The sequence below is a fragment of the Pontibacter aydingkolensis genome, assembly GCF_019443125.1.
GTDB lineage: Bacteria > Bacteroidota > Bacteroidia > Cytophagales > Hymenobacteraceae > Pontibacter > Pontibacter aydingkolensis.
Genome location: NZ_JAHYXK010000018.1, coordinates 1 through 17,759, shown reverse-complemented (window position 1 = coordinate 17,759; position 17,759 = coordinate 1). Strand labels below are relative to the sequence as shown.

Here is a 17,759-nt window from a genome sequence, read left to right as displayed (position 1 = left end):
TGTTTTTTATTTCAAGCCACAAAGTTACCGTTTAAATTTAAAACATTGCCAATGTGTGCTCCAGGTTTAACAAAATTCATACTTATACTAGTATGCATTCTACTTTATCTAAGTAAACCATAGATTCTCAGGTGTGTTCTTATCAGACTGAATTCCGTTTACTATTTATTTTATAGTACCATTTATCATAAAGCAAACTTTAGACCTTTAAATAAAGGCAATTATCCGGTTGAGCAGGCATAAAGTATAAGGTGCAGGGCAGAGGCTGTGGATATAGAAGCCTTGCCGGCCAACTTCTTAATTCCCGAACCTTATCTGCAATAATTTGGTAAGATTTTTATAATTACTATAAAACGCTGATTATCTATAAAAAATTAAGCATTATAGATATAGACTATAATCCTATAGATTATTCGAATTGACAAAATTAGCTAAACCATTTCCGGGCAAGTATCTTTATAAAAATTAAAGGAAATATATCCATATCATATTCATTTAAAAACTTTATAAGCTATACTATGGAACACAAAAAAGACAGACATGTAGCCCCTAACACGCCTGTATGGGATACCAACGAGTCCAGGAGGTGCCCGTTTATGGGTGGCGCTGTTAACTTTACGGCTGGTAGCGGCAGGTCGAACCGCGACTGGTGGCCAGATATGCTCAACCTCAGGATATTACACCAGCATTCTTCCAAGTCAGACCCGATGGGAGAGGACTTTAACTATGCAGAGGAGTTTAAGAAATTAGATCTTAAAGCTGTAAAGCAGGATCTCTATGACCTGATGACAGATTCGCAGGATTGGTGGCCTGCAGACTACGGGCACTATGGTCCGCTTTTTATCCGTATGGCCTGGCATAGCGCCGGTACGTACCGTATTGCAGACGGACGCGGGGGAGCAAGTTCTGGCTCGCAGCGCTTTGCACCACTCAACAGCTGGCCTGATAATGCAAACTTAGATAAAGCCCGGTTGCTGCTTTGGCCTATAAAACAGAAGTATGGCAAAAAGATATCATGGGCTGACCTGATGATATTAGCGGGTAACTGTGCCCTTGAGTCGATGGGATTTAAAACGTTTGGCTTTGGCGGCGGAAGAAAAGATGTCTGGGAACCGGAGGAGGATATCTACTGGGGATCTGAAGGAGAGTGGCTTGGCAATAAAGAACGCCATGCAGGTGGAGTGTTGGAGAACCCGCTGGCGGCTTCGCACATGGGCCTTATCTATGTGAACCCGGAAGGGCCTAATGGTAACCCGGATCCGATTGCCGCAGCACAGGATATCAGGGAGACCTTTGGCCGTATGGCCATGAACGATTATGAAACTGTTGCGCTGATTGCCGGTGGCCATACTTTTGGTAAAACACACGGCGCCGGCGACCCGCGCGAATATGTAGGCGTTGAACCTGCAGGTGCTGACATTGCAGATATGGGCCTTGGCTGGAGAAATACCATGGGCAAGGGACATTCTGAGCACACAATAACCAGCGGCCTGGAAGGTGCCTGGACTACAACTCCTACAAAATGGAGCAACAACTTTTTTGAGAACCTTTTCGGGTTTGAGTGGGAACTGACCAAGAGCCCGGCAGGTGCTCACCAATGGAAACCAAAAGGTGGAGCCGGTGAAGGTACCGTGCCAGACGCACACGACCCTGCCAAAAAACATGCACCTTTTATGCTGACAACGGACATCGCCTTGCGTGAGGACCCTTCTTACGGAGAGATTTCCCGACGCTTTCTGGATAACCCGGATGAGTTTGCAGAGGCTTTTTCCTTAGCCTGGTATAAACTGACGCACCGCGACATGGGCCCGATTTCACGTTACCTGGGCCCTGAAGTGCCCGAGGAAGAACTGATCTGGCAAGACCCTGTGCCGGCAGTTGATCATGAGCTGATCAATGAACAGGACATCAGCGATTTGAAAAACAAGATACTGGATTCAGGACTTTCAGTTTCTCAGTTGGTTTCTGCTGCATGGGCATCAGCCTCTACTTACCGTAACTCTGACAAAAGGGGAGGCGCGAATGGCGGACGAATTCGTCTGGAACCGCAGAAGTATTGGGAGGTAAATAACCCAACTGTGCTGGGAAAGGTGCTTGATGTATATGAAAGTATACAGCAGGAGTTTAACAAGGCACAAAGCAATGGCAAACGGGTTTCGATGGCTGATCTGATTATACTTGGAGGTTGTGCAGGTATAGAAAAGGCAGCCCGTGATGCTGGGCAGGAAGTAAAAGTACCGTTTATGCCCGGACGAACGGATGCATCTCAGGAGCAAACAGACTGGGACGCTTTTGCTGTACTTGAACCTAACGCAGACGGTTTCCGGAACTACTTCAGGAACCGTGACAATATCTCTGCCTCAGCGGAGGAAATGCTTATTGACCGTGCACAGCTGATGAGCCTTACTGTGCCGGAAATGACTGTTCTTTTAGGTGGTATGCGCGTACTCAACACCAATTACGATCAGTCTGAGCGTGGTGTGTTTACAGATAAGCCGGGAACGCTTACAAACGACTTTTTTGTAAACCTGCTTGATATGGGCACCACCTGGAAAGCAACTTCTGAAGCTGATAATGAGTTTGAAGGTCGTGATCGTAAGACTGGAGAAGTGAAGTGGACAGGGAGTCGTGTCGATCTGATCATCGGATCAAACTCAGAACTTAGGGCTGTTGCGGAAGTATACGCCTGCTCCGATTCTAAAGAGCGATTCGTGAAAGACTTCATCAAAGCCTGGGATAAAGTAATGAACCTTGATCGCTTCGATTTAAAGCACTAGCAGCTGCTTAAGGCCGGGGTTTAAAAGCCCGGCAAGTGCTGTTAAATTAGATGAAAAAGGCCCCTGGTATAAGGGGCCTTTTTTTCATCCTATTCATTTGCTGGCGCGAGCGTCCTCGTCCCGAAGCAAGTCTGGGATCTGCGACTCGTGACTTGTTATAGTATAAGCCTATCACCGTTCTTTCGATTTGCAAATCCGAGATTATGTTACGATCAGGATCTGAGATCCGATTTCTATACTTTGCCAGGAGCTGCGTTTTGGCTAATAGCTGAAAGCCGGATTGCAAATCCTCATAGCAGGTGCTCCGGGATTACAAAACCCGAAGAGCAAAGTATGAAACAACCCTGCCCTCAAAGCATAATCTTTACACCGGAAAATCAGTACCAATTGCACAGATACGCATACTTCACAGGTAACTAAGTTCACTGTTTCAGAGCAGCATACTACAAACCGGCAAGCCGCAACTTATACTTACAGATCACTCCAGAACTCCACCACTTCCAAAGTATAAACTTGCCATACCCAAACATCCATAATTCTTAATACATAATTCCTAATTGATGTGTATCTTGCTGTAGAAAACAAGCACGACTCATGCAGCACACCATACTTCGCCCGAGGCAGGCCCTTAACAAAGCATACTTACGGTTAAAAACATCACGCTCCGATATGGAGGCCTTTAAAGCGGCGCTTCGTACGCTGCTGCAAAGTATAAACCTGAACGAGAGTGAGGAGCATGTGAAGAATCACCTGCGCGATTTCCTGAAGTGTACTTTTTATGATAAGTATGGCGTGAACACCAAAGGCAAAACCGACCTGGTGATACACGTGGGGCCGGATACCAAAAGTCAGGCGGGGGTGTTGCTGGAGGTAAAGCGGCCAACGAACAAAGCCGATATGCCTACCGGCGAAAACCTGAACTACAAGGCCATGCACGAGCTGGTGCTGTATTACCTGCGCGAACGGGTAGAGCACAAGAACAACGACCTGAAGCAGCTGATCATTACCAACGTGCACGAGTGGTTTGTGTTTGATGCGCTGGAGTTTGACAGGTTGTTTTACCGCAACGGGCAGCTTAAAAAAGACTTTACCGAGTGGAGCCTGGGCAAGAAATCCGGCAACAGCACCGACTTTTTCTACAAAGAGATATCCGCTCCTTTTATCGCGGGGCTAACCGAAAGTATAACTTATACTTACTTTAACCTGAAGGACTACGAAAAGCCGCTGAAGAACAAAGACCTGAAAGACGATGTGAAGCTGGTGGCACTGTATAAACTGCTATCGCCGGCGCATTTGCTTAAAGAGCCCTTCGCCAACGATGCCAACTCCCTTGACCCCGGTTTTTACCTGGAGCTGCTGCACCTGATCGGGCTGGAGGAAGTGAAGGAGGGAGGCCGCAAACTGATCCGGCGCAAAGCCAAACCCGATGCCGGCTCTTTGCTGGAGGCGGCTTACCAGAAACTGAAATCCGAAGATTTGATCTCGGGGCTCGACAACCCCTACAGCTACGGCAACACACGCGAAGAGCAGCTGTTTAACGTGGCGCTGGAGCTGTGCATTACCTGGATGAACCGCATCCTGTTCCTGAAGCTGCTGGAGGCCCAGCTGGCCAGCTACCACCACGGCGACAAGGCCTACGTGTTTATGAACCACGAGCACCTGCGCGAGTTCGACGACCTGAACGAGCTCTTTTTTGACGTGCTGGCAGAGCGGCCGGAAAACCGCAGCGCCAACGTGAAGGATAAATTCAGGCATATCCCGTACCTGAACTCCTCGCTTTTCGAGACCACGGCGCTGGAGAAACATACCTTGCGCATCTCTAACCTGAAAGACAACAGCCGCCTGGCGCTTTACCCTAAAACGGTGCTGCGCGACGAGGCCGGAAAGCCGCTGCACAAGTCGCAGGCCGATATGCGCACGATAGCGTATTTGCTGCGCTTTTTAGGCAGTTACGATTTCGGGGCAGAGGGCAAAGAGGCGATACAGGAAGAAAACAAAACGCTGATAACGGCATCGGTGCTGGGCCTGATATTCGAGAAAATAAACGGCTACCGCGACGGCTCTTTTTACACGCCCGGCTTTATTACCATGTACATGAGCCGCGAAGCAATTCGCCGTGCGGTGGTGCAGCGCTTTAACGAATTCTATAACTGGGAGCTGGCTGATTTCGACGCGCTGCGTTTCCGGCTGATGGCTAATTTTACGCAGCAGTCGGCGGTGGAGGCAAACCAGATCATTAACAACCTGCGCATCTGCGACCCGGCAGTGGGCTCGGGACACTACCTTGTAAGTGCGCTGAACGAGCTGATCGTGATAAAGGCGGAGCTGCGTGTGTTGCTTAACCGGCAGGGCAGGCCGCTGCAGTACGGCAATATAGAGGTGCAGAACGACGAGCTGATCGTGACGGACTTTTATGGCGAACTGTTCAGCTATACTGTGCACGAGCACCCCGACGGCCACCGAAGTATAAACCCGCAGGTGCAGGAGCTGCAGGAAACGCTCTTCCACGAAAAGCAGACCATTATCGAGAACTGTTTGTTTGGCGTAGACATTAACCCGAACTCGGTAAAGATTTGCCGCCTGCGCCTCTGGATAGAGCTGCTCAAAAATGCGTATTATCTGGATCAGGATTTTCAGGATAATAAAAGGAATAACAGGATTGCTTCGCAGAGCGATTTTCCAAATTCCTTTAATTCTACAGGTGATAATAATGCTGATATTGAATCCTCAAAATCCTTACATCATTATGTAAATCCTGATTCAGACAAATTTACCGAGCTGCAAACGCTGCCCAACATCGACATTAACATAAAGCAGGGCAACTCGCTGCTAAGCCGCTACCCGCTCACCGCCGACCTGCACGAGGCCTTCGGCAAAAAAGGCCATAGTTTGCAGGCGTACCGCGAGGCAGTGCTAAAGTATAAACACACCAACTCCAAAGACGACAAAAAACAGCTGGTTGCGTTCCTGGACGAGATAAAGCAGGGGTTCCGGACTACGCTGGCCAACAACGACCCGCTGCGCCAGCGCATGGCCAAACTGCGCGGTACCATTGCCGCCATACAAGACCCCGACCTTTTCGGAGCCGTGAAGGTAGACAAGGCCAAGCTCGCCAAAATGAAAAAGGAGCTGCAGAAACTGGAAGCAGAACGTGAGCAGATAGAAACAAACAAAGTATACGAAGGCGCTTTTGAGTGGCGTTTCGAGTTCCCGGAAGTGCTGGACGAAGAAGGAAAGTATAGCGGCTTTGATGTGGTGATCGGGAACCCGCCGTATATCCGGCAGGAAGAACTCGGAGACTTTAAGTTATACTTGAAAAAGGCTTTTGCCACCTTTGCCGGAACCGCAGACCTGTATGTATACTTTGTGGAGCAAGGTATAAACCTACTTAAAAACGGCGGGCAGTTCAGTTACATTATACCAAACAAATGGATGCGTGCCGGGTATGGTCAATCGTTGCGGGCATGGCTTAAAAGTTATACGTTGGAGCAGCTGCTGGACTTCGGCGACTTACCTGTTTTTGAAGAAGCAACCACGTATCCGCTCATCATTTCGGTAAAGAAAGCCGTACCTGCTGAGGGCTATACTTTTGTAGCTGCAAGTATAAATACGCTGGATTTTGAACAAGGGCTGACGCATTATGTGCAGGATCAGGGCTAAACTGTACAGGCCAATCTTTTGCCGGACTCAGGTTGGAATTTATCTGATAGCACTTCGCAGCAGCTGCTTGAGAAATTGAAGAACGCAGGTATGCCTTTGGGTGAGTATGTGGAGGGTAAAATCTACTATGGCATTAAAACAGGATATAACGAAGCCTTTGTGATTGATGAAGCAACAAAAGACAGATTGATCGCTGAAGACCAAAGAAGTGCTGAGGTGATTAAACCGTTTTTAGCTGGTCGTGATGTGAAGCGGTATATGCCACCTAAGTCTGATAAGTATCTTATACTTTTTCCTGCTGGTTTTACGTATGAAAAAATGCAAGATTCGGTACAGGAGCAATGGGAGTGGTTACAAGAGAACTATTCTTCCATAGCGGCATTTTTGGCTCCTCATGCAAATAAAGCAATCAAGAGAACAGATAAAGGGAATTTTTGGTGGGAATTAAGGGCCTGTGCATACTACGAAAAATTTGAAAGACCAAAAATCCTGTTTCAAGAAATTGCTACTTATCAAGCCTTCACTTGGGATGATTTAGGGATGTATTCGAATAACAAAACCTTTATAATTCCTAATGGAAACTTATACTTATTAGGTCTTCTAAATTCAAAAATTATCTGGTACTTCATAAATCAGATTGCATCAAAACTACAAGGTGGCGCATTGGCTATGCAGACGCCTTATACTTTTCAAATTCCTGTAATAGGCGGAGATGAAGAGACAAGATTAAGTATTATTTCACATGTAGAGCATATACTTTATTTGAAACAAGCCGATGCCGCTGCGGATACGTCGGCGCTGGAAGCCGAGATAGACCTGCAAGTATACCGCCTCTACAACCTGACTTATGACGAAGTGCTGCTGGTAGAGCCGGGCTTTGCGTTGAGTAGGGAGAAGTATGAAATGCACGAAGCAGCAAAAGTATAGCACCCTTTGTAAGGACAGGTCGCGACCTGTCCGCGCGATAGACAGTACGACGAAGCAATTCTGATACAGGCAAATCAGGCAAACACTTGTACAAAGCTGATTCGGACATCCTTGTTCGAATCTTTTAAAAGTGCCCCTGCCCCCGTCTGCTGCGGACTTCCTGGTCCGCGTTCTTCAGCAACACGGGGATTAGGAAATCCCCGGCAGACTGCTTCCGGACAAGGATGTCCGGAAGAGCATTTTCCTAAATTGACGGCATTGTGTCGCGACCTTTACCAACAACTAACAGAAAGTACTAAACATGATTCTTAAGAAGCCGCTTCTCCTTTGCCTGATCGTATTTATACTTTCTGTTCCGGCACTGGCCCAGAACCTATCGCTGCGCCACCTGCTCAAGTACCGCGAAATGGAGGTAGCTGAACTAAACCAGAAGCTAACCAACAAAGGCTGGCAATTTGTGTCAGACAACAAGCCAACCGGCGAGTTAATGGGGCAAGCGGTTTGGGCCTACAATTTGACCACGGCAGGAGAGGGAGCCACCGCCTGGTGCGTGTTATACTATAACGATACCAGCCCTTCGCGCATTTTATACAATGTTTACGTAGGCAACGCTATCCCGAAGATCCAGAAGAATTTTCGACGCCGCAAAATGTCACCTGTCTCAGAGGGCAGCACCTTGAACGGAGTAGAGCACCTGGAGCACTACACCGACCTTCCCGACCCAAAGTATGTGTTCCGTTTGATGAAGTATAAACAGCCTGGCTACAACGGTATTAAGATTTTCGAGAAGTCGGATTATGAGAAGGCCAGTGAAAATGGCAGGTTGTAAGTATAGCTTATAAGCCAGGTTGCAATTTATTAATTCTGTGGCTGGTGTAAACACATCCCTAATCCCAGTGCCGTCAACGTAAGAAAAAAGCTGTCATTTCGAACGCAGTGAGAAATCTATCTAGAATTAGTACAGAAGGAATTCTGTAAAGATCTCTCCTAACGTCGAGATGACAGAAAAGCTTAAGTTGAAGGCATTGTGCTTAAATCCTCCCAAGAATAGGGTTATTTCATTCTAATAATTTGCTGGCGCGAGCGTCCTCGTCCCGAAGCTAGTCCGGGATCTGCGACTCGTGACCGGCTATAGTTGGGCCTCTGGCCCAGTTGAGTTGCAAACTCAACACCATTATAAGACACGGGTTGCAAACCCGCGCCAGCGAAAGGGAAAAGAGAGAATGAAACGGCCCTGCTCCGAGGAGGGGAATTACATGCACAAGTAAAAATTCCCCTCTTGGGAGGGGTAGGGTTAGGTTAATCGCATCTCAGGTTTATACTTTAAAAAAAACTAAAAGGGATTAATCTAAAGCCCTCATCAAAACAGTTATCAAAGTATATTCTCCTGCATTCTGCCCCACAAAACGTAATGCTACTTGCCCTTGCGCACAGCACACTTGGTTTTAATTCGCCGGAAGGAGTTTAGTGCCAAGGCCAATATGTACAGATGCGTAAAAACCTTCCATAGAAATATCCGGTACGCCGGCTACTTTGTCCCCGTCAAACTTAAAATCGCTCTCGCCAAGCTGAAACCTGTATCCGGCTTTAATAATTAAAGGAACCCAGGTAGATCTTTTGCCGGTTTCCCTGTCGCGCTCCCTTCTGTAAAACTGATAATGATAAGCCAGGCCCGCATCAGCCAGGTAAGTGAAATTACGGAGGTCTGCCTCCTGCGCCGGGTTTTGCAACAGGCTCTGGAAGTTAGCCGGTGTACTTGTTTTGTCCTGTATAAGCAACATGTTTCTGCCAAGAGTAGCCATTAGGCTGGGCAGTAAGCGGGCTTTGTCAGAGGTCAGCACATTGTAACCAAGGCCCAGTGAAAACTGCTGGTTGCTGTAGTCAATTTCTTTACTGGCTAAGCTGGCTTTATTTTTAAAGGCGTAAGACGTTTTAAGTGTCAGCATCCATTTATCCGAAATGTTCTGCGCCATAAAGCTTACCGAGTGTATGTCTTCTGATAGCTCCGGAAAGCCGGCAGCACGAATAGAGCGGTTCAGGTCTTTAAAATCAACGCGATGGAAATCGTAACCAACTGCAATCTGAAAATCGTCTCCCCTGATGAGTCTGCTGGCTACCTGCCCCTGCGCCAGCAGTTGTTGGGGAAGCAGAATAATGGCAAAGTATAGCAGCGTATAAAGTATAAACCTGTTTTTCATAGTTTAAAGTATTTTGGTCAGCAATAATATACTTATCAGTTGTTACCGTCTTTCCCGCGCAGCCATTTAGCTAAAATGTCAGCCGTTATACCCGTTGCAATGGCATATACAGCATGAAACATGGCATCCTCAGCAATGGCTTTAGGCTTCCAGGTGGTCACAGGCTCCATCACATCCATGGCTGGCAACAAGCTCAGTTCAGTGCCCCAAACAGCTCCGAAATGTGCTGTTGTGCCAGTCACACCGTCAGCTCCTAAAACGGCCATTATGCCCCGTGGTATCCCCCATGTAGTACCATAACCAAAGTGGCTTACGTTTGTTATCAGTTCCTTGTCTTCATCAGACTGCGCTTCTATGCCAAATGTCTTCTTCACGGCTTTGTAAGGCGTATCGCTGGACTCCCGGCCACTGTATTGCATCTCTATCATCTGGGCTGCCGTCATCACGGCAGTACCCACCAATCCTGCCACTACACCAATGCCTATACCTGCTGCCACGCGGGCAATATCAGTTGTTGCGCTATCCTGGTGGTGGTTTGTCTGTTGCTTCCTGGTTTTCATAGTAAAATCATTCTTTGTCGTATTTATTTTTGATAGCAGCCATTAGGCGATGCTCTTAAGGCAAAAGCAACACCGGCAGCTGTCACTACTTTCGTTGCTGATACGCTTAAAATATGTTTACGTGCATCCTTCTGCTTAAAGTTCGATTTGGGCAACTGTCTTAGTACGTAAAGAGGCTGTTAAATAAGTAAACTTTATTGGCTCACAAACCCAATGTCGTTTTAAATGTTTTTACTCTGGTTGATTTACGTTGCGAAATCTTTTTTCTGCTGATGATCTCTATACTTTGCTTTTCGGGATTTGCAATCCCGAAGCACCTGCTATTAAGTTTTGCAATCCGGCTTTTAACAGAAGCACCTGCTTTGCGGATATGTAATCCGGCTTTTAAAGTATAGCCGCAGTGCAGCAATTGGCAAAGTATAAAATCGGATCACAGATCCTGATAATACTATACTTCCTGATTGCAAATCCAGAAAAGCAAGTAATCTGAAATATTCTGGGACTGTGAAATACTCCAGATTTCTCACTCGTTCGAAATGACAGGATCGCTATTATTTTTCTTAAGATAACGGCAATGAAATAAAACTGCCTTACTTCTCGGAGGGGCCAGGGTTGGATTCACACTAACAGTTGGAAATACAAAAGCATCGTACCTTAAATGAGGAAGCAGTTAGATAGCCTGTTTTATCAAAGCACCAATTATCTATGGAGAAAACAGACATAAACATAAAGGACCTTGCCATGATAGGCGACCGCCGTACCTGCGCCTTACTGGACAGGCAGGGAAGTATAGTCTGGTATTGCCCGAAACGCTTCGACAACCCTTCATTTTTTGCCTGCCTGCTGGATACTGAAAAGGGCGGTATGTGGCGAATGGAGCTGGAGGGGATGGAGTTCGAAAAGCGAAAATACCTGGAAGACAGTGCCCTGTTGCAAACCCACTTTGTTGGCGGTGGCGGCAAGCTGGTGCTCGAAGACTGGATGCCGTTGGACAACAGCTTCTACGGTATTTGCCGAAAACTCTCTGCTGCACCGCTGGACTATACAATGCATTTGGCTTATCGTCCGAACTATGCACGGCAGGCACCGGTACTGGAGCAGAGCGGGGAGAAGCACGTTATCCTTGAATATGATTTCCACATCTATGCCTCTCATCCGATGAGGGTACGGCAGGACACAATCTTTTGCCACGTGCCCGCTGGTGAAGAGGCCTGGTTCGTGCTGGCGGAGAAAACGCTTGACAAGCCGGAAAAGGACATAGAGGAGTCAAGGGTTTTAACACTTAAGAACTGGAAAGAGATTGCAGACCACATCACTTACAAAGGTCCTTATCAGGAGGAAGTTCGCAAGTCGCTACGCCTGCTTCGCCTGCTTACCTATGCTCAGAATGGAGGTATCATTGCTGCTGCCACCACTTCACTTCCGGAGGTTTTAGGCGGCCCCAGAAACTATGACTACCGGTATGTATGGCTGCGGGATGCGGCTATGATTGTAAGTGCCCTGGCCAGAGCTGGTAGCGACGGAGAAGAGGAGCGGATGTTTCTCAGCTTTATGTGCTCGGCCATGCACCGGATTCGAAAGCCTGTAGTGCCCATGCTAACGCTGGATGAGCAGCCCGCCGGTACAGAACAGGAGCTTGATTTTGCTGGATACAGAGGGAGCAAACCAGTACGCTACGGTAACGGCGCCAACAATCAGCTGCAACTCGATGCCAACAGCAATGTGATCATCGCCGCAAAGGTAATCTATAACCGCTACAACACCAGGGAGCACTGGGAAACCGTGGAGCAAATGGCTGACTTTCTGGTAGCGCATTGGGACGAGCGGGATCATGGTATCTGGGAAGAAACAGAAATCCACCACTATACTTCCAGCAAAGTAATAGCCTCTATCAGCCTGAAGTATATCGCTGAGCACTCACAAGACAAGAAACAGAAGCAGCGGTGGCTAAAAGCATCTGAGCAGATACGGCAGTATGTGGAGGAGAACTGTTATACTTCGGATGGCGCCTATGCCGTTTATGCCGGAAGTAATGCGGTGGACGTGAGTGCGGCGCTGTTTCCGATTTGGGGCTATACCGAAGCAGATACTCCACATATGCTAAGGACTATTGAAAGGCTGGAGCAGGGCTATTGCCAGCATAACCTGTACCGCCGCCACCTGGTAGAATATGACTCGCAGCAGGAGGGGGCTTTTCTGGCGGGCACGTTCTGGGTAGCCCAGTATTGGGTAATGCGGAAGAACCGTGAGAAAGTGGAACAAACCCTGGATGCAGCCCTGCAGTTTATGAACGATGCAGGTACTATGCCGGAAGAAGGAGATCCTGAGACAGGGGAGTGGCTGGGAAATGTGCCACAGGCTTTTGTTCACGCCTCCCTGATTGGCGCCGTGATCGATTACAAAGAGGCTTTTGCTTGACACTTTGGTTTTAGTATGCCGTACACCAACATACCCTATAGCTGTTTATGTGTTAGAGCTATATGGGCTGTTTAATTAAAGCGAATTCTTGACTTTTAAAGAGGTTGGGTCACTACATTCTAACTATAGCCGGTCACGAGTCGCAGATCCCGGACTTGCTTCGGGACGAGGACGCTTGCGCCAGGCTAACCACTAAATAAACACCATAGACCACTTACCCTATAAATACAATCAGAAGCTATGAGTAATAAAAGAACAGTTGAGCAGGTAATAGAGCAGCACAAAGCTGCCGGGAAATTTATACAGGTAGACGGTCTCAGGACCTTTGTGCTGGACGAAGGCGAAGGAGAGGTGGTGTTCTGTATCCACGGGGTTCCTACCTCATCTTACCTGTACCGCAAGGTGATACATGCACTGGCGGCTAAAGGCATGCGCGGTGTTTCCATTGATCTTCCCGGCCTTGGTTTATCAGACAGACCAGAAAATTTTGAATACACCTTCCACAACTTTGCACACTTTTGTGCCCGTGCGGCCGAAGTGATGGGCATCGAAAAGTACCACTTGCTTATACATGACATCGGAGGCCCGATCGGTTTTGCCATGGCAGCCGAGAACAAAGAGAAGGTGCTCTCACTCACCATCCTGAACACCTGGATAGAGGTGGACAAGTTTCAAAAGCCGCTTCCGATGCGACCATTTGAAAAGCCGCTGTTGGGGGAGGCGGAACTAATGACTGTTCAGCACCCTACCTGGTACCTGCTTTTCTCACAGCTGGGAGTAAACCATGCCGATGATTTGCCCAAAGAGGAAGTGTATGCTTATGTTGATCTGCTTAAGCGCGACGATGGTGGCAAAGCTTTTCTGAAGATCATGCGGAATTTCCAGAAGTCGGAGGAGTTTAAGCAGTTGTGTTATCAGGCTGTGCAGCATGTGAACTATCCGGTACAGGCTATTTGGGGAGCCGACGACCCTGCACTGGATTATGAGCACTATGGCAATGAGATAAAGCGGGTGGCAAATCTGAGCACAGTACATAAGTTAGACTCCAAACATTTCCTGCAGGAAGAAAAACCTAAGGAGATCGCTCAGTTGGTGGTGCAGCTGGCAGATAGCGCTAAAGTATAAATTATAAATTTTGGATTTCCTGCTTATAAAGCGGCTAGCTTTTAGCTATCATTTTTTGAACTGATTTTCCCGGATAATAAGAGATCTTCTAATTAGATGAAATTTGTAACGGGGTTAATTTGAACCATATAGGTTGCTATACCCGTAGATAACTAGTGTAACAAAAGATGATACAATGAAAACATTTACATATAAATCAATTTTGCACTTTTGTGCTATGCTACTTTTCACGTTACTCGTAAGTTGTTCTACATTTTCCGGAAACGGCAGAGTGTCTGATGACCCGGCAGTGGCAGCGCAGCAACGGGAAGTAGAACAACTGGAACGGGAAGTAAAAGAGGCGAAGCGGTTATCGGAAGAAGCACTGCAACGCGAAAAAGCTGCAAAAAACAGGCTCAAGGCAGCCGAGCATGAGCTTAAAGCCTTACAGGAACGGGCAAAAAGAAGGAGTGAGTATTAGGTTGGCTTATCTTTACCGCTTCTAAATTTGGGATGCCAGAGGCTCAAAGTATAAATAAAACCCTGATGTTATCTACAAATTGATTCAGCAGAGCTTTCTCGGGTGAGCATTAGCCAGCCTTACTGGTTTATTGGGTGCAGCTGATACATTAACAAAGATAGCACTCTACTTCGTGCTTGCTAAAACGAAAGTTAGGCAGCAGTTACAGCTGAGATATATGCTACTAAATAATAAGCTAGTTACTTTGTCAGCTACCACGCTATTTTGTGAGCGCCAGTTCAACATAAATCGGGAAGTGATCTGACCCAAATTTTGGTAACTTTTGCAGGGTTACTACCTTAAACTCCCCGGACACATAGATGTGATCAAGTGGCCACCTCATGATATAAGAAGTGGCATCGAATGAATTGTATAGCCCACGCCCGATGCGTATGTCTCCAAGCTTACTATTAGTGCCAAACAACCGGGACGTGTTAGACCAGGCCACATCATTAAAGTCACCAGCCACAACGGTAGGTAATTGACTTTGCTGCACCATTTTGCCTACTTTGAGGAGTTCAACTTCTTCTTTTCCTACATTATCCGGGTGCTTGCTAGGCTTTGGTGGTACGGGGTGCACTGCATGTAAAATAAAGGTAGCGTTGCCATATATACTTACCTCTGTGTGTATAGAAGGAACATTCTCGTGGCTTAAGAATTTTACCTGCGGATTTAGCAATGGCATCTTGGAGTATAGCGCCATACCGTAGGTGTTATCGAGCGGGTATACTACCTTGTGCGGATAAATTTTTTCAAGAGGTGAAAGGTTTTCAATCCACCACCTGTTTGTCTCCATAGCCAGCACAATGTCTGGGTCTGCACTATACACCATTCTTAGGAAATCATCTATCTGATCATTTTCTATCCAGACATTGGCAACCAGCAGGCTGAAAGTTTGGTTGCTTTTTGTTGAAGCAGGAGGCAAGGTTTCTACTACTTTACCTGCAAATTTAGTATAAGGAAACACAAAACGCGCTTGCAGGGCGATACTGATAAGTAAACCAGTTATGAACAAATATGCCGGAATCTTCCACCGATTGTTCATTGCGATAAACAGAATGAGAGATAAGAAAAGGCCAATAAGCACTTGCACTCTGGGGAAATCCAGCGCTTTAAGATACCAGAACCGGACATCATAGATCAGTGATAGCAGGGTGACCATAATCAATAGTGTACCTGCTACTAACGAAAAGTAAAAGCTTATTTTTTGTGCGACCTTCATAGTATGCTTTCATACGTTTATGAGGAAGTATTTAGTTGTAACTTCTGGATCAAATCTATCTGATAAGCCTCCTTTTACATAAATCTATAATGTCGATGTATATGTATCTAACAGCTCAACTGCTACTATTAGAAGTACAAAAGAAGTTAAGTCTAATGTTACCAGGACTATGCTGTCACCTTAACTTGTTTGGATAATATACTTTCCTAAAGTAAAAAACAGATACAGGGCAGAAAGCAGCTGCAGGCGATGATGTTTCCTGGACGGGGTGTATTATGACCGTGTAATAGAGGGTTATCGAACCACAAGGGTAAACGGCTTTTCGCCCTTTACAAGGAGACAGAGCAGTTTTTGGAGGGAAAAGAAAAAGGGAAAGGCGATCCAAATAATCACTTTTCCCTTTTTGTAGCCCAAAGGATGGAATTATCGAACCATTTCCACAGAGATTTTGCTGCTGTAGAAGAAATATTAGTGCTAAGAGAGAAGTAGGAAAGTTAATATTAGGTCTGGCTTCCCTATAGCTAATGAAAAGCAACTTATCATTTAATCACTCTCTCAATGAAATCTATAGCAACTTCAACTATATACTTCTGATCAGTAGGATATAGTTTATATAAATTATTTGTACCAACTTTTATTAAATCAAATTCATCAATAACAGGCAAAAGAGCTTTCTGCCCAACTTTTACAATCCTGCGCTTAGGGTTTTGCTTAAAAGCTCCAAAACATAGCTGCTGTTACTTTGATCTTCCGAGATAGCATACTTTGTCAATTAATCGTAGGTCGCTATGCCTGAAAATAGCTTGGCTAGTCCTGGTTTTTTGTCGAATACTATATGAGAGTAATTTATTAAACCCGGAAAGTATCCAGTTTTGCTACTAAAGTAACAGAACTGATTTAAGCAAGCTGTAAGTGACTGATAAATATCAGCAGTTTCTCCTTATTCTATAACCTGATCTCTTTCATCTTTGGAGTCAGCAGGTGCATTAAAACCCAGGCAACAACATAGGCAAGTCCACACACAATGAAGATTATGTTATAGCCAGCTACTATGTTGCCGCTGCTTTTATATGTTTCCAGTATCCATCCAACCAACAGCGGGAACAAAATGCCCCCAACTGCGCCTGCCATTCCACCGATACCCACCACAGAACTTACTGCACGTTTCGGGAACATATCGGAGGCCGTTGTGAATATGTTCGCACTCCAAGCCTGATGAGCCGCTGCTGCCAGGCTGATCAGGCCTACCGCTACCCAAACATCAGTGGCATACTTGGCCGCCATGATAGGAACCACGCACAAGGCAAAGATCAACATAGCTGTTTTTCTTGCTTTGAACACGGGCCAGCCTCTTTTAATAAAGTATGATGACAAGTAACCTCCTCCAATGCTGCCAATTGTAGTTGCTGAGTAAACGATCACAAGGTGCAGGCTCGGCTTCTTTAAATCAATGGCAAAGGTGCTGGCAAAATAGGATGGGAGCCAGAAAAGGAAGAACCACCAGACAGGATCTGTCAGCAGCTTACCGATAATAAAAGCCCACGTTTGCCGCAGCCGGAACAATTTAGCCCAGCTTACGCTATTTCCCTGATCAGCTACTACAGGTTCGTTGTCGCTGTGTATGTACTCCAGTTCATAGGCAGTTACCCTTTTTTGCCGGCTTGGTATCTCATAAAATATCCACCAGAAAATCAGCCAGATAAATCCGATAGCACCTGTTATCCAAAAGGCTTCCTGCCAGCCGTAGGCAGCAAGTATCGCAGGCACCATTATAGGGGCTACTACGGCACCAATGTTAGCCCCGGAATTGAAAATGCCTGTTGCCAGCGCTCTTTCTTTCTTCGGGAACCATTCAGCAACAGCCTTGATGGCAGCCGGAAAATTACCGGCTTCCCCAAGTCCTAAGGCAGCCCTGGCCACTCCAAAGCCGATGGTACTCTTTGCAGCTGCGTGGAAGATAGCAGCCACACTCCACACTACTATTGAAACGGCATAACCTATTTTGGTGCCTGCCTTATCTATGAACCTGCCAAACAGCAGTAGGCCTAAGGCATAAGCCGCTGAAAAGGCCATCACTATATGTCCGTAATCAGTTTCTGACCAGTTAAAGGTTTGCTCTAGGGTTGGTTTTAATAAACCGATCACCTGGCGGTCGAGGTAGTTTATGGTAGTAGCAAAAAAGAGCAGTATTACTATTATCCAGCGGTATTTACCTACTTTACTGGTATCTGTTTTTTGGTTGTGGTCTATAATGTATGATATTGGAATAAGTATGACAGCAAGGGTGTTTACAGGAAGTTATGTGCGAGATAACTATCCAGATAAACTGCCCCTACTGCCACAGTGTGAAAGTAGTGAAAAACGGGGTAAAGT

At 46.4% G+C, this 17,759-nt stretch carries 11 protein-coding genes and 1 pseudogene; 8 read left to right on the top strand and 4 right to left on the bottom strand.

Annotation, left to right across the window (positions count from 1 at the left end):
* Positions 1–518 precede the first annotated feature (518 nt).
* The 4 genes from katG (at position 519) to K0O23_RS16670 (ending at position 8,193) form a co-directional block, all read left to right on the top strand.
* Entirely contained in the window at positions 519–2,777 is a 2,259-nt protein-coding gene (gene katG / locus K0O23_RS16680; protein WP_219878588.1) for a catalase/peroxidase HPI, read from the top strand.
* A 594-nt stretch (positions 2,778–3,371) separates the two neighbouring features.
* On the top strand, positions 3,372–6,437 hold the full coding sequence (locus K0O23_RS16675; protein ID WP_246597170.1) for a DUF7149 domain-containing protein: 3,066 nt from the start codon (positions 3,372–3,374) through the stop codon (positions 6,435–6,437).
* Between the two features lie 18 nt (positions 6,438–6,455).
* Positions 6,456–7,364 (top strand): TaqI-like C-terminal specificity domain-containing protein, encoded by a 909-nt coding sequence (locus K0O23_RS20220; RefSeq protein WP_246597169.1) that lies wholly within the window; start codon positions 6,456–6,458, stop codon positions 7,362–7,364.
* A 301-nt stretch (positions 7,365–7,665) separates the two neighbouring features.
* Positions 7,666–8,193: a hypothetical protein gene (locus K0O23_RS16670; protein WP_219878587.1), complete on the top strand. Its 528-nt coding sequence runs from the start codon at positions 7,666–7,668 to the stop codon at positions 8,191–8,193.
* A 616-nt stretch (positions 8,194–8,809) separates the two neighbouring features.
* On the opposite strand, the gene K0O23_RS16665 is transcribed toward K0O23_RS16670, so the two are convergent.
* Positions 8,810–9,562: a hypothetical protein gene (locus tag K0O23_RS16665; RefSeq protein WP_219878586.1), complete on the bottom strand. Its 753-nt coding sequence runs from the start codon at positions 9,560–9,562 to the stop codon at positions 8,810–8,812.
* A 35-nt stretch (positions 9,563–9,597) separates the two neighbouring features.
* Positions 9,598–10,122, bottom strand: a complete 525-nt coding sequence (locus K0O23_RS16660) for a hypothetical protein (protein WP_219878585.1) — start codon at positions 10,120–10,122, stop codon at positions 9,598–9,600.
* Positions 10,123–10,827: 705 nt separating this feature from the next.
* On the opposite strand from K0O23_RS16660, the gene K0O23_RS16655 reads away from it, so the two are divergent.
* The 3 genes from K0O23_RS16655 to K0O23_RS16645 all read left to right on the top strand — a co-directional run bounded on the left by K0O23_RS16655 (position 10,828) and on the right by K0O23_RS16645 (position 14,125).
* Positions 10,828–12,540, top strand: a complete 1,713-nt coding sequence (locus K0O23_RS16655) for a glycoside hydrolase family 15 protein (RefSeq protein ID WP_219878584.1) — start codon at positions 10,828–10,830, stop codon at positions 12,538–12,540.
* Between the two features lie 240 nt (positions 12,541–12,780).
* Entirely contained in the window at positions 12,781–13,665 is an 885-nt protein-coding gene (locus K0O23_RS16650) for an alpha/beta fold hydrolase (protein WP_219878583.1), read from the top strand.
* A gap of 175 nt (positions 13,666–13,840) precedes the next feature.
* A complete protein-coding gene (locus K0O23_RS16645; protein WP_219878582.1) occupies positions 13,841–14,125 on the top strand; it encodes a hypothetical protein in 285 nt (94 codons plus the stop codon).
* Between the two features lie 259 nt (positions 14,126–14,384).
* Here the strand turns inward: K0O23_RS16645 and K0O23_RS16640 are convergent, their stop codons facing one another.
* Both K0O23_RS16640 and K0O23_RS16635 read right to left on the bottom strand, forming a co-directional pair.
* Positions 14,385–15,386, bottom strand: coding sequence for an endonuclease/exonuclease/phosphatase family protein (locus tag K0O23_RS16640; protein ID WP_219878581.1), 1,002 nt, complete (start codon positions 15,384–15,386; stop codon positions 14,385–14,387).
* Positions 15,387–16,331: 945 nt separating this feature from the next.
* The gene (locus tag K0O23_RS16635) at positions 16,332–17,636 is read right to left on the bottom strand and encodes an MFS transporter (RefSeq protein WP_219878634.1); all 1,305 of its coding nucleotides are present in this window, start codon (positions 17,634–17,636) and stop codon (positions 16,332–16,334) included.
* A gap of 50 nt (positions 17,637–17,686) precedes the next feature.
* Between K0O23_RS16635 and K0O23_RS20580 the strand changes: the two are divergent.
* A pseudogene (locus K0O23_RS20580) lies at positions 17,687–17,759 on the top strand (IS1 family transposase); the annotation flags it as partial.